Origin of the sequence: Serratia grimesii, assembly GCF_900186025.1 — a bacterium.
Taxonomy (GTDB): domain Bacteria; phylum Pseudomonadota; class Gammaproteobacteria; order Enterobacterales; family Enterobacteriaceae; genus Serratia; species Serratia grimesii.
The window spans coordinates 240,587-257,924 of the sequence record NZ_LT883155.1 but is presented as its reverse complement, the minus strand read 5'-3'; the positions used below and the strand labels follow the sequence as shown (position 1 = coordinate 257,924).

Genomic DNA, 17,338 nt, shown 5'->3' with positions numbered 1-17,338 from the left:
TCCAGGGCGGCGATGTTTATGCAAAGACTTTGCTTTCAATCACTTCGATATCGTCCAGATCAAACTCTTCAAACAAATTATCAACCTGCTCATCCACAGGCTGTTGCTCTACAACATGGTTTTGTTCACTGTCTTTCATTTCAGGTTTCATCAAGTTCTCCTTAGGGCAATAGACGAAAAATCATCATGGCAATCCCGCACCAGGCCAGTACCCAGCCGAATGCAGTAAACAGGCTTACCAACCAGTAGAGACGGCTATCTTTGTCATCTTCAGTGGATTTGCCAGCCAGACGTTGGCGGCAATAACGCAACGCACGCTGCCGCAAACGAGGTTGGTTAAAAAATTCAGTCAGCGCGAGATAAGTGTCACCGTTAAAAATCGGCAACAGCGTAGGAATTAATGACAGACAGGAAGCGACGATCATCACGACCGCCATATCATGGAATGGAGAGCCGGTTCCCGTAGTGCCCCATATGGCAATGCCTACAGCCGCATAGTAGAAGCTGGCGGCTGGCCCCATCAGGATCGTGATTGCCCGTTTACCGGGGCTCAGTGCGGACCATGTTCGTTGTTCTGGCCTAACCCAGCCCGTTGCCAACAACGTATACACGCCGATGCCAAAATCGGTAACGCGCACGCGATAATGCCGACAACTCAACGCATGTCCTAATTCATGAATGGCGATAGAACTCAATATTACCGGGTAGTGCCAGGCCAACCATGACCAGCTTTGGGTGTAGGTTGCCATGACGTCCTGGCTAAACTGAGACCATTGACTAAACAAAAAACCTAAAGCCACACCTACCGCCACCAGCAACAGCGCGTTAAACAATGAGGAACATAACCATGGTGCCCGGCTATAGAGACGATCCAAGCCGCTTTGCGGGTTCATTTTTACCAAATTGATCAGCAAAAAACGCTTTAGCGGACCATAGGTAATGCCAGTGGCAGGGTCGCGTTTGAGGCCACCACTTTGACCGCTATGCGTCAATAAGCCCAATTGCAACAAACGGGTTTGAAAAGCGGCCAACTTTGGCAAGGCGATAGTCGCCTGCAGATGCTCCTGCGCGACCCGTTGTACCTGCTCTACAGTTCGTTCACCGTTAAACAGCCGAGCTAGCGCAAGTTCAGTTTTTCCTAGTTCATAAGCGATGTCATTTTGGGGGTCATAAATACGGAATTTAGGTTTTTCAGCGCCCGCTACTGGTTCACAAATCAGTTCATCACGATATCGACAAGGAGGGATACTTGCTGCTATCGGTATTACGCTATCGCTCATGCCGCCCCCGCAGTTTCAAACCAGGGCCGATAGAACTGGTGCAGTTGATCACGCCCAGCAGCACAAACAGCAGAAAATGCTGAAGTATCCACACTACCGAACCGGCCCAAAACAAAAACAGCCCCCGGCCTTGTCGGCCCACATAACGGCGTTTCTGTGGTTAAGATCGGCGTCCAACCATGTTTTAGCATCAGCAGTTCAATGCTATGCGGTGTCAGAAAACGCCGATGGTTATGTGTCAGATACCCCTGCTGCATACCATAGCCCAACGCCCGACCTTCGATTAACAGCAGCCCTTGCGTTGACGCCATGGCCTGACATTTTTCCATTACCCTGTTGACGTCATAGACGTGCTCAAGCGACCCGTTAATGATGATCAGATCTGCTTGCTCATCTGCAGTCATTTCTTCCGCGCTGACCGTATCGATATTCAATCCTAACGTTTTGCCATACTGGGCATATGCACTATCCGGATCGTTTCCCTTTACTTGCCAGCCTCGTTTGGCGAATGGAATCATTAATCCACCAGCAGAACACCCCACATCGATCAGACGCCCCTGCTCAGGCAACCATTGGCTCAGACTTTTATAGAGATAATCACCCCGTTTGATTTGATCGAGGAAAAAGCTTTTATCTGGCGTACCATCGCCAAATAAATTCAAACGATAAAACTTATCGTAATAGTCTTGATAAAACTGAGCGTCGAAACGATATGCTTGATAAATATGTCCGCACTGAGTGCAGCCAGCGACTGGCAATGCTACGGCGTTTTCTTGCGGCCCACGAATATGCGTCAGTAAAGTCAAACAAGCCGCCGAGTTGCAGATTTCACACACAACGTGCGTTGCCTGATAGTCTTGTTGCATATGTAATAAGCTCAGGTAATGCCGCACGGATTTTATATCCATTTTCTATCCCATCACTTAATACAGAAGAATCCTTCGAAACAGATATGTTTAAAAACGGTCATCACATCCACAAACCCGGCGCGATTAAGCATATCTTGGTTTCCTAACGTGGAAAACGGCTCGAGCACGCCCTTCAGGGAACGCGATTTAGCCAAGATCTCATGAGCGGCATATCCCTGCTCAACCTTGTAATCAACATACAAACTGCTGATGATGTCTTGAAAACGAGCATCGGGGCCACGAACCTTCTCAAATAGCACGAAGGCGCCGCCCCAATTGAGGCTTTGATAAATACGATCAAACAATTGCTGGCGAACACGAGGAGGAATAAACTGCACAGTGTAATAAGCGACAATAAAATCGCTTTTTTCATACGGGAAATTCAAAATATCGTCCGTAAGGAATGTCACATTTTTATTCGCCGCTTGTTCGGCAAGCAGAATATTGGCCTGTTGCGTCATGGCCTCTTCAATATCAATACCAATAAATTTAGCACCCTGAGGATGACGTTTAGCCATCTTGCGCGTTAACGCCCCTGTTGAGCTTCCCAGTTCATAAACGACGGAGTTTTTATTGATAAAGAAATCGCTGAGTGAAAGAATAATATCGTGCCCATCATGATATTTTGGCACTGACTTCGACACATGAGAGTCAAAGTTCTTTGGGGTATTACCGCCAAAACTCCATGCTGCATTTAAAGAATCAATTCCATCCCCAACGCTGTCCAAAGACGACTCGGTCACACTGTCCATACTCGCCATGACGCCCCATAGAGAATGTTAATGAAGTATTAAAAATGTAAATACTATTTATCAATTTAATAAATCTTAAGCAACAATCACGTTTGATTTATTTTTTCGTTTTAGTTCCAAACACCTCCGAACCGCTCCACGAGCACCGTCATCATTGATATATTCCATTTTCTTATGATTAAACGGCATCATCTGAGCCATCGTTATAAAGCAGGGCGTTTCAAGAGGACAAATGCGCACAATAAGCCCCATTTTCGTGATGTCGGTTCGTTATAGATCATTCTTGATCACGCCAGATGGGTTACAGTTCATACGCAAGAAAGCATTGTCGATTACAGCCGTGCTGCCTACACTGCAATCAGGAAGTGACACTGGTGACAATTTGGAGCCGGATGCTGTGGCTCCCATAATGAATAAGGAAGACATAATGAGTTGGCCGTTCCTTGCCGTATTTTTTTCCGGTTGGCTGTTCGTCGATGCCTCCTATCGCGGGCCGCGCTGGCAACGCTGGGTGTTTAAACCGGTTACCCTGCTATTACTGCTGCTGTTGGCCTGGCAAGCGCCAGTACTGGGTGCAGCAGGTTATCTCATTGTCTTGGGTCTGTTGGCGACATTGATCGGCGACGCCTTGCTATTGTTGCCGCGCGAGCGTGTGTTATACGCTATCGGGGCTTTTTTCCTGTCTAACTTACTGTATACCCTCAGTTTCGCTAGTCAGATGACGTTCAGCCTGTTTTGGCCGCTGCCGCTGGCATTGCTGGTCATTGGCATGTTGTTGTTGGCAACCATTTGGACCCGGCTGGAAGATATGCGTTGGCCTATCGCCACGTTGGTTGCGATGACGTTGCTGATGGTGTGGTTGGCAGGTGAACAGTACTTCATGCGCAGCACAGATTTCGGTTTCTCGCTGCTGGCAGGCACATCTCTCCTGCTGCTGGCCAACATAGTGTGGTTGATTAATCGCTATCGCTTTACCTTCCGTGCAGCGGACGCGCTCGTGGCATTCTGCTACTTTTCCGGCCATTTCCTGATCGTACGTTCGTTGTACCTGTAATACTCAGGGCGGGTTCGGCAACCGAACCCGCTGTAATTATGCCAACGCCTTCAGCGTCAAACCGTCAGCCGCACCGAGTTGGTTACGATAAATATCCCCGTCTCGTGAAAAGAATACCAACGTGCTGCCGTCTGCCTGTAGCAAGGCGATGCCATCTGGTGCAGGACGCCACCCCACCACCTCAGCCGCTAATACCTTTTTCAAACACCCTTGTTGATCCACCAATTGATAGCCGTTGGTTTCACTCTGCTCGCTGGCTGAAAACACGATCTGACACTGTTGTTCAGCATCGGCGACTTGCCACTGCCCCGCCAGAGACTGCGCGGTGGGAAGAATTAAACTGCTGGCCATAACGGTCCCCGTAACAATCATGCCTCCCGCCATCGCGACGGCGCAGGCTAAGCTGCCTTTCATATTGACTCCTGCATAACGCCCGGCCAAAGTGCTCCGGGCGTTATTAACTTCACTGTTACACGATAAAGTCAGTGGCAACGTCTACCTGACCCACGATCTTCACCAGGAAGTCCGGCGCCTGATGGCCACCAATGTTCAGTGCCAGATCGCTGACGTTATTTGACGCGTTGTAGGACAGTAAAGCTTCGCCCGCTGCGCCGCTGAAATGATCAACAAAGTGGATCTGATCGCTGCTCGATACGCCCTGATTGAAGAATGACAGATCGATCTTATCGATGCCTTTCTGGAAATCCTTGATCCAATCAGACGCACCTGGCGTAGAGTCGCTGACCGCAGAGAAGACAAAGATATCCTTGCCCGCGCCGCCCCACAGCTCATCAGCCCCACCACCGCCGAACAGAATGTCGTTGCCCGCACCACCTTTCAGCACGTTGTTGGCCGCATTGCCGACGATCACATCATTACCCGAACCACCAATCGCATTTTCAATTGTCACGCCTGCGGCGATAGACACGTTACCTTTCAGCCCGCCCACGTCGGAGAAGGACTTTTCATTCAGGTTAATGCGCTGGTTGGCGGTGTAACCGGAGAAATCAAAGGTGTCATTACCGCCCGCATCCCAGGCAGCAAAGATCACTTTTTGAGAATTGCTGGTCGTGCTGAGGAAATCACGGCCAGTGTTGGAGTTGAAGCCATACACAGTGTCGCCGGTACGGGTCGACAGGTTGGCACCATACAGGTGTTGAATGGCAGAAATGTCATCCAGCAGCGGTGCCGCCGCGTAGTGACCACCATTATCGCCACCGGTGTTGGTTTCACTCCAGTAGCTCATCAGGCTGAACTCACGGGTGTCCTCGGCATAGCTTGCGTCGTTGTAGGTTGGGTTACCTTCCCCGGCGTTGTAATCCCCAGGGTGGCTCAGGCCCAACGCATGGCCGATCTCATGGGTAAACGTCTGGCGGCCATAGTCTTCGCTGGCAGGATGTTTAACGTTGGACTGGTTGACGTTGTACCAAGTCTGGCCACCCAGATCCTGTCCTTGATAGATCGTGTTCGGCAAGAAAGCGTACGCCTGGGTGCCGTAGTCATAATGACCAGGGCGATCCTGGCTGTAGTTGCCGAAAGTGATATTGGCCTTTTGACCAGCGGCAACTTCAGTAAAAGTGATATTGGCCACGTCAGACCAGGACTGCAGCGACAGTTTGGCTTGTTGCTGTTGTTCCGCGCTGAATTTACTCAGCCCGGTATCACCAGCAACGTTGGTGGAAGAGAATTTATAGTCCGGGAAAGAGAACGTTAATTTAACCGGTTGGCCAAAAACTTTATAACCGTTCCAGGTTTGGTTCTCACGGGTAATAAACAGCCCAGCTTGTTCGGTAGAAAATGAGTCCTTGCCATTAACCTGAATCCCGTTGCCACGCTCGTGGTAATGCAACAGATCGTCTACAGCATTATAGCCGGAGCCGGTCGCCGCGAGGACGGATTCAGTAACTTCAATTGCCTTTTTAGTAGATTGCATTGGTTCGATTCCACTCATTAGCTGATCGTTATCAATCAGACAGATAGACATAACCTGCCAGTCAGCGACGGAGAACGATCCGCCAACTCACGGGAAGGGACTTATGCGCCGTTACCGGCAGTGTGTTAGAGAGAATTAATGCATATATATCAGCAAATAAGATTACCGCTATAAATGGTAATCGATTCCAATTATAGGCAGGGGTTGAAAACTGAACATAAAATAATCAGCTATATATTCAGGTAACGAAGGAGAGTTATGCTAGTTTTTATCGTTCTTTACAATGTAAATGAAACTTAAGAGTCATAAGTTGGCAACAAACTTCAACAAAAATGCGGCCTGTAGGTTCAAGCGGATCGTGCTGGCATTTAAGTGACATAAAGTTAAATTTAGCTAAAGAGTTATAGATTAATAACTCTTTATTATTAGCTGAGGGGACTTTTTAGTTTGTATAGGAATAACATTTTCTTATTTTGCCTAATGGTCCTGTTTCGTCAGACTGAAAAGCACATATAAACTCAGCCAATACCGTGAGACATACGTGACTCGCCGTAAAACCCCTCGCCCTCTCACAGTTAGCAATAATTCTCATCCCCTGCTTGACTCTGGAGTTGACTCCAGGGTGTAGAGTCTCCCCAATGAACTTCATTAACGGCCCGGAGGGGGACGCTATGACTAACCATGAAAACCATAATCATCAAGAACATCATCATGCGGAAGGCGGTTGTGGGTGCAATCACAGCCACAGTAAAACCCAGCACGGTTGCAGCAGTGAAAAACAGAGTGTCGACAGTCACAGTGAACATGCGCACACCCACGATCATGGCGCTGGCGGTTGCAGCACGGAAGATCATGAGGATCCGGATGAAGAAAGTGACAGGCTAGCTGCCGCCCCTCTCTCCGGAAGTCAGCGCTACAGCTGGAAAGTCACCGGTATGGACTGCCCAAGTTGCGCCAAAAAAATTGAAAACGCGGTTACCGCAATACCCGGCGTCGACAACGCACGCGTGCTGTTTGCCACAGAAAAATTGGTGGTCGATGCTCAATCCGATATCAGCCTGCGCATTCAAGACGCGGTGAAACAAGCCGGGTTTACCCTTCTCGGGGCACAGACAGCCAAAGCTGACGAGCCAAAACCGTCACGCCTCGGAGAGTTTGGTCCACTGCTGCTGCTCACCACGCTGATGATCGTCAGTTGGGCGCTCAGCATGGCCAACCCTGAACTGAGCCGCATTGCCTTTATCGCGACCACATTGGTAGGTCTGGCACCGGTCGCGACCAAGGCGGTACGACTGATCCGCTCTGGCACACCCTTTGCCATTGAAACGCTGATGAGTGTAGCTGCCATCGGCGCACTGTTTATTGGTGCGACCGCCGAAGCGGCGATGGTACTGCTGCTGTTTATGGTTGGCGAAATGCTGGAGTCCTATGCCGCCAACCGTGCACGTCGCGGTGTGAAAGCGTTGATGGAATTGGTGCCGGAAGACGCCCTGCTGTTACAAGGCACACAGCGCAAGCGGGTACCGGTTTCCAGCCTACGTCCTGGTGATGTGATTGAAATTGCCCCCGGCGGTCGCCTGCCGGCAGATGCTGAGCTGATCAATGCGTTCGCCAGCTTCGACGAAAGCGCCCTGACCGGCGAGTCAGTACCCGTCGAACGTCAGCAGGGTCAAAAAGTGGCTGCGGGCAGTTTGTCGGTCGATCAGGCCGCGCAGATGAAGGTCGTTTCCGAACCGGGCAAAAACGCCATCGACCGCATTCTGCAATTGATTGAAGAAGCCGAAGAGCGCCGAGCGCCGATCGAGCGCTTCCTCGACCGTTTCAGTCGTTACTACACCCCGGCTATCATGCTGCTGGCTATCGCGGTGATCCTGGTGCCACCATTGATGTATTCACAACCTTGGGACACCTGGATTTATCGCGGTCTGACCCTGCTGCTGATCGGTTGTCCATGTGCACTGGTGATCTCCACCCCGGCGGCGATCACTTCCGGGCTGGCCGCCGCCACCCGACGCGGGGCACTGATTAAAGGCGGTGCTGCGCTGGAACAGTTGGGCCAGGTACAAACTATCGCCTTCGACAAAACCGGTACCCTGACAGAAGGCAAACCCACGGTGACCGATGTACTGCCGCTCAACGACATCAGCGAACAACAATTACTGACCCTTGCCGCTGCGGTAGAAGCTGGTTCCCACCATCCATTGGCACAGGCAATCATCAACCGTGCCGAGCAATACGGTGTGCCTCTGCCACTGGCACAAGACCGCCGCGCATTGGCTGGCGTAGGTGTGGAAGGTCTTGTCGACGGTAAAACGGTGCTGATCAGCGCGCCAGCCAAGTTAGCTACAGGCTTGCTGAAACAACAGGGCATCCAGCAGGTAGAACAGCTGGAAAATGCTGGCAAGACCGCGGTGGTGGTACTGGAAGATGGCGTACCTATCGGCCTGCTGGCGCTGCGCGACACCTTGCGCAACGATGCCAAACAGGCGATTGCAGAACTGAATGCACTGGGGATCAACGGGGTGATGCTAACCGGCGATAATCCGCGCGCGGCGGCGGCGATTGCCTCTGAGCTTGGGCTGGATTATCGGGCTGGATTGTTGCCGGAAGATAAAGTGAAGGCCGTAACGGAACTGAGCGAATTGCGTCCGACAGCGATGATCGGCGACGGCATCAATGATGCTCCAGCGATGAAAGCCTCCAGCATTGGCATCGCGATGGGCAGCGGTACCGATGTGGCACTGGAAACCGCCGATGCCGCGCTGACTCATAACCGTCTGCTGGGTGTGGCGGAAATGATCCGCATATCACGCGCCACACATGCCAATATCCGGCAGAACATCACCATCGCATTGGGGCTGAAAGGGGTATTTCTGATTACCACACTGCTGGGCCTGACCGGGTTGTGGCTGGCCGTGCTGGCAGACTCTGGTGCCACCGCACTGGTCACTGCCAATGCCTTACGTCTACTGAAGAAACGCAATTAGGCAATAACATACTGTAACAGCGTGGCCCATTTATGGGCCACGCGATCTATTCCCTCAGGCAGAGATTAAACACCCTTGCGTAGCAGGTAGCGGTAAGGTGCGGTGTCGGTTTCCTGCGCCACCAACGTGTGTTCCATAAAACGGCAGAACCCCGGAATGTCACGGGTCGTCGCCGGATCGTCAGCAATAATCAACAACGTTTCACCGTTATCCATATGGCGCACAGTTTTGCGCACCATCATCACCGGTTCTGGACAGCGCAATCCCAGCGCATCAAGCGTCTGGTCAGCCTGGGCAAATAAGTCAGTCATGCAATTTTTCTCGGTCGAAAACGATCGGCGAACGCTCGCCACATCTCATTACCGCCTAGTTTACGCCGGTAGTTTTTCTGTGCAAGATGCGTTAACGTTTGCGTTAAATTTAACCGTTGCATTGGTTGCGCAAACGCGTATCATGCGGCCGCGCAGCTTATTTCTCGGCGCAGACAAGACATTCTGGGTTCCCTCACCCCATTACTAAAAAGGCTACAACATGTATTCGTTTACTGCCCAGCAGCGCCTTACCGCGTTGATCTGGCTATCGCTGTTCCATATTGTCATCATTACCTCCAGTAACTACCTGGTGCAATTGCCGATGTCCATTTTCGGCTTTCATACCACCTGGGGCGCATTTACCTTCCCGTTTATTTTCCTGGCGACCGATCTGACGGTACGCATTTTTGGCGCACCACTGGCGCGACGTATCATTCTTTCGGTGATGGTGCCGGCGCTGTTCATTTCGTACGTGATCTCCACTGTGACCTATCAGGGCGAGTGGCAGGGTTTTGCCGCCTTGGGCAGTTTTAATCTGTTTGTTGCGCGCATCGCCGTCGCCAGCTTTATGGCTTACGTACTCGGTCAGATCCTTGACGTCCACGTATTCAACCGCCTGCGTCAACGCAGCGCCTGGTGGGTTGCACCCGCAGCGGCCATGTTCCTCGGCAATATCAGTGATACCCTGTCGTTCTTCTTTATTGCTTTCTACAAGAGCAGCGACGCCTTTATGGCCAATAACTGGGTTGAAATCGCCTTGGTGGATTACAGCTTCAAAGTGCTGATCTGCATGCTGTTCTTCCTGCCGATGTATGGCGTACTGCTGAACATGCTGCTTAAGCGCATCGCCTCGCGTCAAAACGACAGTAGCCTGCAACCGAGCTAACCCGTGTTATTATTGGCGGCCTGCACACACCCGGAGGCCGCCATGACAGTGACCACCCGCCACGCCACCCTCGAAGAAATTCATCGTCTGTACCAACACATCCCTGAATTCGGTTGCTTGCACAGCTTGGCTGATTTGCAGCAACGTATTGGATCTGCCTCAGCTAACGCGCTGATCGCCGAGATCGACGGTCAACCCGTCGGTTTTAAACTCGGTTATCAACAGCAGGAAAAGGTGTTTTACAGTTGGCTGGGCGGTGTACTGCCGGCGTTTCGCCGTTATGGTGTCGCACAGGCTTTGCTCGTTGCTCAAGAGCACTGGGCGCGGTCTCAGGGTTTTCGGCTACTGACGGTTAAAACGCGCAATCAGTTCCGTGCAATGCTGATGATGCTCATCAGTAATGACTATCAGATTGTTCAACTGGAAAAGAAAGGCGAAGTGGCTGATTATCGGCTATTACTTGAGAAAACCTTGTGACAACATCTGCCTTGCATTTCACCCTGGAATAGGGTGCGATAAGGCAGTGAAACCCTACCTGAAAGGAAAAAGGAAGCCCAATGCGTAAAGTAGCAAAATTGATGGGTATCAGCCTGTTAGTGCTTGGCCTGGCGGCCTGTGACGGCGACACCAAAGACACCAAGGCATCAGCTGCTGATGCAGCGGCCAGCGCGCCTGCTGGGCAGCAGGTAAGCTTGCTGGATGGTACGCTGGCATTCACCCTGCCAGTTGGCATGGCGGACCAAAGTGGCAAACTGGGCAATCAGGCAAACAACATGCACGTATATGCCGACAGCACCGGCCAACGCGCTCTGATCGTGATCCTCGGTGATAAAACGCCCGACAGCCTGGAAACGCTGAGCAAGCGTCTGGAAGATACCCAGCGCGCGCGTGATGCCAACTTGCAAGTAGTCACCAACAAAGCTATCGAGGTTGACGGCGTGCCACTGCGTCAGTTGGACAGCATCATCACCAGCGGCGGTGAGAAAGCCTACTCGTCTATCTTGATTGGCACGCTGAACAACAACATGCTGACCATTCAGGTGACGCTGCCGGCGGATAACCAACAGCAGGCGCAGACTGAAGCCGAAGGCATCATCAAAACGCTAAAACTGAAGAAATAATACTCGACTGTGTCTCTCCATTGAACGTGGAGAGACACAGCCTGTTGCGCCCTACGCTAATGCTTGCGCCAGCAGAGTGATCGGATGTTCGCAGCGCTTGCTGGTCGACATTTCGATTTGCCATTTGCAGGTTTCGCAGTCAGTGACCACTAAATCCACGCCACTCTCCTCTATCTGACGGAACAGCGATGCACCTATCCCCTGTGAGGTCGCATAGTTTTCCGATTTAAAACCGTAGGTCCCGGCAATCCCGCAGCACTGCGAGTCCAGCACCACCAGCTCAAGCCCCGGAATCTGCCGCAGCAATTCCAGCGTGTAAGCGGTCCAGCCCATTTTTTCCATGTGGCAGGGCGTATGGTAAGCCACCCGCAATGGCGTGTGTTTCAATGGCAACTGGCGCCCTTGGTTGATCAGGCGATACAGATAACGTGTCGCCAGCTCCACCCGTTCACGCACTGCCGAGGTATCGACCTCCAGCAAATGCGGATATTCATCGCGCAAGGTAAAAGTACAGCTCGACGAAGTTGCCACGACAGGAATACCGCGCTCCAGCACCGCTTCATGCAGCGACTCAGCGTTCACCTTGGCCTGCTTTTTAGCCTGAGTAATAAAGCCGTTGGCGATCAGCGGCACGCCACAGCATTTTTCCCGTTTCAGCAGTTGAACGCCAATATCCATCGCATTAAAGACCTTGATGAGATCCTTCCCCAACTGCGGGTGGTTATAATTCACGAAGCAACCATGGAAGAACGCCACCTGTTCGGTGTAACGCTGCTGGGCTTGAGCCTGCTGGCGATACCAGCGGCGGAAGGTGCCGAACGAATATTTAGGCAGCTCGCGGCGATGATCAATTTTCAACGCCTTATCCAGCAAAGCACGTACCGGTTTCAGCCCTGTAGCGGCATTAACAATCGGCGCAAACGGCGTCGATAACGAGCCCATGATATCGGTATGGCTCAGTATGGCGTCACGCAATGTTGGCTTGCTTTGGGCATAGTCGGCGCGCGCACGTTGAATGATATCGCCGATTTTGACGTCTGATGGGCAGGCCACCTCACAACGTTTGCAGTTGGTGCAATACTTGAGGGCTTCATCGTACAACGCCGGATCCTTGAGTCTCAGGCGTTCACCGTCTGGCCCCGCCTGCTTGGGCCCTGGATAGAGTGGGTTGACTTTAGCCACGGGGCAGTAAGTGGTACACACCGTGCACTTGATGCAATTTTCGAAGCTATTGTCTTTATGTAGGCTCATGGTTGCTCCTCCTGCGCTGCAATCTGTTGCGCGACATGCAGCGCGCCAATCAGCGAAACACCCGCACCACAGCCCTGCTGCAACGGATCGTAGCCGCCAGTCACCGCACCAATGGCGTACAGATTGCTCAATGGCTCCCCTTGCCTCAAAGCACGCAGCTGGCTATCAGTGCGCACCCCAAATTGTAGGTAGGGTTGCGGAGCAAACAGGTCGCTATGACTCCAATCCGCGCGATCCGCCCGGCTGTCGACATCCAACCCAAATACAGGTTCACGTATGCCGTCAAAGTCCGCCACCAGCCCATTACTGAAAAAGCTACCGCTAGCCAACACCACTTGTTGCGCTATTAGCGGAATATCGGTGTGGTTACGGGTATAGAGACCCGTCACACGCCCGGCGTCGATATCTGCCCGCAGTACGCTGTCGCCTGGCATAAAAACGCCGCCCAGCTGCTGTAAACGCGATCGCAAAGCCTGATGCAGGCGCATACCCAACACCGAAGGAGGAAGCGTCGGCAACACACGGATCGGTTTGCCCACAGCCGCCTGCAGCGCCGCCAGTGGCTCATCGTCTTCCAAACCCAAGCAGGCGGGTAAGAAAATCGCCTCAGCATCCCCGGCTAATCGGCACACTTCATCCGTTATCAATGTCAGGTTCTCAGCGAGATCCAGCACTCTGGCAATATTCACCGCACGAAACTCACTGGGATTGTTGCGCAACCGGTCCAGCACCGGTAAGTGCATATAAGCCACTTCAGCCTTGATCCCTAGCGCCTTCGTCAGGGAACTGGCAGCCAGTTGGGGCTGAAAATCTAAAAATCCTTCAATGCCTATTACCGCGATGTGTTGCCATGGGAGATCTCCTCCCAGCGGTGTGACAGGTATCGCCTGCGGGCTGAGCCAAGTGGCTCGGCGCGTGCCAAGCGGCGTAACACGCAGATGATTGCGTTCACTGCTCCCCTGCAAACTGAGACCACAACGATGCAGTAATCTTGCAGCTTTATCAGACAACATCGCCACCTGCTCGGCCCCCATCAGTGCATAGGGGTGCTGAGGAGCCTGCATTGCAAGTGCAGGCAATGCCGCCAAAGGTGCCTCTACCGGGGTACCGTCGGGCAACTGTGCCAGCAGATCAAGCGAGCCGGAGGAGAAATAGAGGGCACTCTGGCCAGAACTGACAACGGCACAACGCTTGCCCTGCTCCGACAAGCGAATAGCACAAGTCATGCCCGCCAATCCGCCGCCAATCACCACTACGTCAAATCGCATCATCGGCCTCCTGTTCCCCCCGAGCATCAAGCCCGCACAATCCCTGGTAAACCCAACTGGTAAATTCACTTTCACGCAACGCATCACCCCAAGCGATGGGCCGTACCCCTTTCCAACGCTCATTGAGGAAATGCGATAGTTGATCGATAGACTGCTGCGGCGTGGTGACGTTAAAACGTGTCAATAGCCCGGCAGCGCGACAGGCGCAAAGCTCACCCTGACAAGTGCCCATACCAACGCGAGTACGGCGGCGTAAATCAACCAGATTATTGACGGTGAGAGTGTTCACCGCATAACGTACCTCGCCGGCGGTCACGGCTTCACATTCGCACACCAGGCTGTTATCCAGCCGATCGCCGGCCGGCACCTGGCTGGCACGGTCACCGTGACGATAGACCGCCGAACCGCGAATGCTGGCGGGGAGAGAAACCACGCTGCGCACGGTTTCTTCCGCCGACTGGCGGGAACCAGGCAGGGCTTCTTGCGCGGTGGTGCAGGGACTATCTACCTTAAGCTTTTCGCACACTTTATCGGTCGCCCACTGCGCCATCAGCCGGTATGTCATCAGTTTACCGCCGGTGATGGTGATAAACCCTTCCAACCCATCGCGGCTGGCATGATCAAGAAGCACAATGCCACGGCTGACGTTACGGCCGCTCGGATCATCATCACTGGCCACCAGTGGACGCACGCCGGCATAGGCACGCAGAATACGCGTCTGTGCCAGTTCCGGTGCTAACAACGCGCCTTCACGTATCAGGATATCCACTTCCTGTGGTGTCACCCGCATGTTGTCAATCTGGTCATAATCGATGTGGGTCGAGGTAGTGCCAATCAACGAGATAGTGTCCCCCGGAACCAGAATGTCGGCGTCTGCGGGCTTACGGCAACGGTTGATCACCATATTATTTATGCGATGTCCGAGGATCAGCAAAGCACCTTTAGCCGGGAACATGCGAATACGTAAATCGGCATATTCCGCAATCTGCTGGCCCCAGATGCCGGCGGCGTTAACTACCATTTCGGCATGAATATCGTAGCGTCGTGCAGATTTATGGTCGAAAACGCGCACGCCGGTCACGCGATCGCCTGCGCGGATCAAACCAACCACCTGATGATAGGTAAAAATTTGCGCCCCATGCTCACGGGCATCGAGCATATTAGCGGCGGTCAGTCGGAACGGATCAACAGTGCCATCCGGTACACGCACCGCACCTATTAATGTTGGATTCGCTGCCGGCTCCAGACGCAGCGCCAACTGTGGGTCAATCGCTTCAGCGTTAATGCCGGCACTGTGGCAGGCGGCAATAAACTGTTGTTGGTAGTCCAGTGAATCCTGCGGCAGCGTAATAAACAGCCCATCGGTACGCTCGATGCAGTGGTGCGCAATGCGCTTGAGGATTTGGTTTTCTTCTATGCACTCACGCGCCGACTCACCGTCGGTCACCGCATAGCGTGCACCACTGTGCAGCAGACCGTGGTTGCGACCCGTCGCACCCGTCGCAATGTCGTGGCGTTCCAACAGTATGCAACGCAGGCCACGACGCGCGCAGTCACGGGCAATGCCCGCTCCGGTTGCGCCACCGCCGATGATGATCACATCCGTTTCGTTATCCGGTGAATGGCTGCCCATGACACTCCCTCATGATCCATAGTTATTTATCTATTGGGCCACAGTCACTGGGGTCCTTGTTTGATAAGGAACAATAACGAACTATAAACGAAAGCAAAATGTCCACAAAAAACCATGAATGTGATCATAATCACGATTTTTGGGTGTTTTTCTATTTCATAACGTTAACGAATCGCTCAAAATTCGCCGGTGTTTCATAAAAGTGTAACAATTGCGCCATTCATCACAGCGACACCAGGCTGATTTGACTAGGATGACGCTCGTTATGGAACATAAAAACACCACATTCGATATCCGCTCAATCATCAAATGAACGTACAAGATCATATTGATGTGATAACTAGATAAAGCCATCGGAGGCGCTCATGTTGAGTATTTTTAAGCCGGCAGCACACATTTCCCGTGTGCCGGTCGACAAAGTCGACCCGCTGTACCGTAAATTGCGCTGGCAAATTTTTATGGGGATTTTCTTCGGGTATGCCGCCTACTATCTGGTGCGCAAGAACTTCACCCTGGCCATGCCTTATTTGATTGACCAAGGCTTCAGCCGCGGCGACCTTGGTTTCGCGCTGTCCGGTATTTCTATCGCCTACGGGTTTTCCAAATTCATTATGGGGTCGGTGTCTGACCGCTCCAACCCACGCGTATTCCTGCCCGCTGGCCTGATTCTGGCCGCAGCGGTGATGTTGTTCATGGGCTTTGTACCTTGGGCAACGTCTAGCATCGCGGTCATGTTCGTGCTGCTGTTCCTGTGCGGTTGGTTCCAGGGAATGGGCTGGCCGCCGTGTGGCCGTACCATGGTGCACTGGTGGTCGCAGAAAGAACGTGGCGGTATTGTTTCGGTCTGGAACTGTGCCCACAACGTAGGTGGTGGTCTGCCGCCACTGTTGTTCCTGCTCGGTATGGCATGGTTCAACGACTGGCATGCTGCACTGTATATGCCTGCTTTCGGTGCCATCCTGGTCGCCCTGATCGCCTTTGCCCTGATGCGTGACACCCCACAATCCTGTGGCCTGCCACCGATCGAAGAATACAAAAACGACTACCCGGACGACTACAGCGATAAAGCAGAAGAAGAACTAACCGCTAAGCAGATCTTCATGCAATACATTCTGCCAAACAAACTGCTGTGGTATATCGCCGTGGCCAACGTGTTCGTTTACCTGCTGCGTTACGGCATCCTGGACTGGTCGCCGACCTACCTGAAAGAAGTGAAACACTTCGCACTGGATAAATCTTCCTGGGCCTACTTCTTGTACGAATACGCTGGTATTCCTGGCACCCTGCTGTGCGGCTGGATGTCGGACAAGGTGTTCAAAGGTAACCGCGGTGCCACAGGGGTGTTCTTTATGACCCTGGTGACTATCGCCACTGTTGTTTACTGGCTCAACCCAGTCGGTAATCCTGGCATCGATATGGCCTGTATGATCACCATCGGCTTCTTGATTTACGGTCCGGTGATGTTGATCGGTCTGCACGCATTGGAGCTGGCGCCGAAGAAAGCGGCTGGTACCGCGGCAGGCTTCACCGGCCTGTTCGGTTACCTGGGTGGCTCCGTCGCAGCCAGCGCCATCGTCGGTTATACCGTTGACTACTTCGGTTGGGACGGCGGCTTTATGGTGATGATTGGCGGTAGCATCGGCGCTGTTGTGCTGTTGTTACTGACCATGATGAGCGAGAAAAAGCACCACGCGGAAATCGCTGCCAACAAACGCGGTTAAACGTCATACAACTTTCGCATTATTTAAAGGCCGCATTGCGGCCTTCAGACTGATGACGAACCTCATTCCTGCCCAGAGCAAGTAGAGGTTGATAAATAAAACATCAGGAAAATCAATTTATTGATTTTCGGCTGATCACCACAAAGCAGGAAAAAACACGCTTTTTCCTGCTTTGTCAGCAACCTTAAAGGCCGCACTGCGGCCTTTTTACTACCCCTGCCCCTAGAACTAGA

16 protein-coding genes are annotated in these 17,338 nt (G+C 52.5%); 6 read left to right on the top strand and 10 right to left on the bottom strand.

Annotated features, from left to right (window positions below; genetic code table 11):
* Window positions 1-16: 16 nt before the first annotated feature.
* From tglA to SGBXF1_RS01125, 4 genes are read right to left on the bottom strand one after another with little or no spacing between them, the layout of a single operon-like run.
* The gene (tglA, locus tag SGBXF1_RS23760) at window positions 17-151 is read right to left on the bottom strand and encodes a 3-thiaglutamate biosynthesis pearlin carrier peptide TglA (RefSeq protein ID WP_227021841.1); all 135 of its coding nucleotides are present in this window, start codon (window positions 149-151) and stop codon (window positions 17-19) included.
* 10 nt (window positions 152-161) lie between these two features.
* On the bottom strand, window positions 162-1,280 hold the full coding sequence (locus SGBXF1_RS01135; RefSeq protein WP_186427702.1) for a site-2 protease family protein: 1,119 nt from the start codon (window positions 1,278-1,280) through the stop codon (window positions 162-164).
* Complete coding sequence (locus SGBXF1_RS01130) at window positions 1,277-2,188, bottom strand: class I SAM-dependent methyltransferase (protein WP_037423449.1); 912 nt, start codon at window positions 2,186-2,188, stop codon at window positions 1,277-1,279. Before SGBXF1_RS01130 ends, SGBXF1_RS01135 begins: the two co-directional genes overlap by 4 nt.
* A gap of 11 nt (window positions 2,189-2,199) precedes the next feature.
* Window positions 2,200-2,949: a methyltransferase domain-containing protein gene (locus tag SGBXF1_RS01125; protein WP_200875998.1), complete on the bottom strand. Its 750-nt coding sequence runs from the start codon at window positions 2,947-2,949 to the stop codon at window positions 2,200-2,202.
* 418 nt (window positions 2,950-3,367) lie between these two features.
* On the opposite strand from SGBXF1_RS01125, the gene SGBXF1_RS01120 reads away from it, so the two are divergent.
* Entirely contained in the window at window positions 3,368-3,994 is a 627-nt protein-coding gene (locus SGBXF1_RS01120) for a lysoplasmalogenase (RefSeq protein ID WP_061808143.1), read from the top strand.
* A gap of 36 nt (window positions 3,995-4,030) precedes the next feature.
* Here the strand turns inward: SGBXF1_RS01120 and SGBXF1_RS01115 are convergent, their stop codons facing one another.
* Both SGBXF1_RS01115 and SGBXF1_RS01110 read right to left on the bottom strand, forming a co-directional pair.
* On the bottom strand, window positions 4,031-4,408 hold the full coding sequence (locus tag SGBXF1_RS01115; protein ID WP_061808144.1) for an AprI/Inh family metalloprotease inhibitor: 378 nt from the start codon (window positions 4,406-4,408) through the stop codon (window positions 4,031-4,033).
* Between the two features lie 55 nt (window positions 4,409-4,463).
* Window positions 4,464-5,927, bottom strand: coding sequence for a serralysin family metalloprotease (locus SGBXF1_RS01110; protein WP_037423578.1), 1,464 nt, complete (start codon window positions 5,925-5,927; stop codon window positions 4,464-4,466).
* 671 nt (window positions 5,928-6,598) lie between these two features.
* On the opposite strand from SGBXF1_RS01110, the gene SGBXF1_RS01105 reads away from it, so the two are divergent.
* On the top strand, window positions 6,599-8,914 hold the full coding sequence (locus SGBXF1_RS01105) for a zinc/cadmium/mercury/lead-transporting ATPase (protein WP_186427701.1): 2,316 nt from the start codon (window positions 6,599-6,601) through the stop codon (window positions 8,912-8,914).
* A 65-nt stretch (window positions 8,915-8,979) separates the two neighbouring features.
* Here SGBXF1_RS01105 and tusA read toward each other — a convergent pair whose 3' ends face one another.
* Window positions 8,980-9,225 carry a sulfurtransferase TusA gene (gene tusA / locus SGBXF1_RS01100; RefSeq protein WP_012004676.1) on the bottom strand — a complete coding sequence of 82 codons (246 nt, stop codon included), beginning with the start codon at window positions 9,223-9,225 and terminating at the stop codon, window positions 8,980-8,982.
* Between the two features lie 220 nt (window positions 9,226-9,445).
* On the opposite strand from tusA, the gene SGBXF1_RS01095 reads away from it, so the two are divergent.
* The 3 genes from SGBXF1_RS01095 (at window position 9,446) to SGBXF1_RS01085 (ending at window position 11,232) form a co-directional block, all read left to right on the top strand.
* Window positions 9,446-10,111, top strand: a complete 666-nt coding sequence (locus tag SGBXF1_RS01095) for a 7-cyano-7-deazaguanine/7-aminomethyl-7-deazaguanine transporter (protein ID WP_037426307.1) — start codon at window positions 9,446-9,448, stop codon at window positions 10,109-10,111.
* Window positions 10,112-10,123: 12 nt separating this feature from the next.
* Complete coding sequence (locus SGBXF1_RS01090; RefSeq protein ID WP_337590044.1) at window positions 10,124-10,588, top strand: GNAT family N-acetyltransferase; 465 nt, start codon at window positions 10,124-10,126, stop codon at window positions 10,586-10,588.
* 80 nt (window positions 10,589-10,668) lie between these two features.
* Window positions 10,669-11,232, top strand: a complete 564-nt coding sequence (locus SGBXF1_RS01085; protein WP_037426304.1) for a DcrB family lipoprotein — start codon at window positions 10,669-10,671, stop codon at window positions 11,230-11,232.
* 51 nt (window positions 11,233-11,283) lie between these two features.
* On the opposite strand, the gene glpC is transcribed toward SGBXF1_RS01085, so the two are convergent.
* The 3 genes from glpC to glpA are packed head-to-tail and all read right to left on the bottom strand — an operon-like array spanning window position 11,284 to window position 15,384.
* Window positions 11,284-12,483 (bottom strand): anaerobic glycerol-3-phosphate dehydrogenase subunit GlpC, encoded by a 1,200-nt coding sequence (gene glpC / locus SGBXF1_RS01080; RefSeq protein ID WP_037426302.1) that lies wholly within the window; start codon window positions 12,481-12,483, stop codon window positions 11,284-11,286.
* Entirely contained in the window at window positions 12,480-13,751 is a 1,272-nt protein-coding gene (gene glpB / locus SGBXF1_RS01075) for a glycerol-3-phosphate dehydrogenase subunit GlpB (RefSeq protein ID WP_186428447.1), read from the bottom strand. The genes glpC and glpB overlap by 4 nt, the downstream gene beginning before the upstream one ends.
* Window positions 13,741-15,384 carry an anaerobic glycerol-3-phosphate dehydrogenase subunit A gene (gene glpA, locus SGBXF1_RS01070; RefSeq protein WP_186427700.1) on the bottom strand — a complete coding sequence of 548 codons (1,644 nt, stop codon included), beginning with the start codon at window positions 15,382-15,384 and terminating at the stop codon, window positions 13,741-13,743. The genes glpB and glpA overlap by 11 nt, the downstream gene beginning before the upstream one ends.
* Before the next feature lie 365 nt (window positions 15,385-15,749).
* Here glpA and glpT point away from each other — a divergent pair, with 365 nt between their 5' ends.
* Window positions 15,750-17,105, top strand: coding sequence for a glycerol-3-phosphate transporter (glpT, locus tag SGBXF1_RS01065; protein WP_037426293.1), 1,356 nt, complete (start codon window positions 15,750-15,752; stop codon window positions 17,103-17,105).
* Window positions 17,106-17,338: the final 233 nt, after the last annotated feature.

Coding starts and splice junctions, on each gene's coding strand:
- tusA (WP_012004676.1), bottom strand. CDS start 9,225: ATGACTGACTTATTTGCCCAGGCTGACCAGACGCTTGATGCGCTGGGA.
- SGBXF1_RS01130 (WP_037423449.1), bottom strand. CDS start 2,188: ATGGATATAAAATCCGTGCGGCATTACCTGAGCTTATTACATATGCAA.
- glpB (WP_186428447.1), bottom strand. CDS start 13,751: ATGCGATTTGACGTAGTGGTGATTGGCGGCGGATTGGCGGGCATGACT.
- SGBXF1_RS01125 (WP_200875998.1), bottom strand. CDS start 2,949: ATGGCGAGTATGGACAGTGTGACCGAGTCGTCTTTGGACAGCGTTGGG.
- SGBXF1_RS01105 (WP_186427701.1), top strand. CDS start 6,599: ATGACTAACCATGAAAACCATAATCATCAAGAACATCATCATGCGGAA.
- tglA (WP_227021841.1), bottom strand. CDS start 151: ATGAAACCTGAAATGAAAGACAGTGAACAAAACCATGTTGTAGAGCAA.
- glpA (WP_186427700.1), bottom strand. CDS start 15,384: ATGGGCAGCCATTCACCGGATAACGAAACGGATGTGATCATCATCGGC.
- SGBXF1_RS01110 (WP_037423578.1), bottom strand. CDS start 5,927: ATGCAATCTACTAAAAAGGCAATTGAAGTTACTGAATCCGTCCTCGCG.
- SGBXF1_RS01085 (WP_037426304.1), top strand. CDS start 10,669: ATGCGTAAAGTAGCAAAATTGATGGGTATCAGCCTGTTAGTGCTTGGC.
- glpC (WP_037426302.1), bottom strand. CDS start 12,483: ATGAGCCTACATAAAGACAATAGCTTCGAAAATTGCATCAAGTGCACG.
- SGBXF1_RS01095 (WP_037426307.1), top strand. CDS start 9,446: ATGTATTCGTTTACTGCCCAGCAGCGCCTTACCGCGTTGATCTGGCTA.
- SGBXF1_RS01115 (WP_061808144.1), bottom strand. CDS start 4,408: ATGAAAGGCAGCTTAGCCTGCGCCGTCGCGATGGCGGGAGGCATGATT.
- glpT (WP_037426293.1), top strand. CDS start 15,750: ATGTTGAGTATTTTTAAGCCGGCAGCACACATTTCCCGTGTGCCGGTC.
- SGBXF1_RS01135 (WP_186427702.1), bottom strand. CDS start 1,280: ATGAGCGATAGCGTAATACCGATAGCAGCAAGTATCCCTCCTTGTCGA.
- SGBXF1_RS01120 (WP_061808143.1), top strand. CDS start 3,368: ATGAGTTGGCCGTTCCTTGCCGTATTTTTTTCCGGTTGGCTGTTCGTC.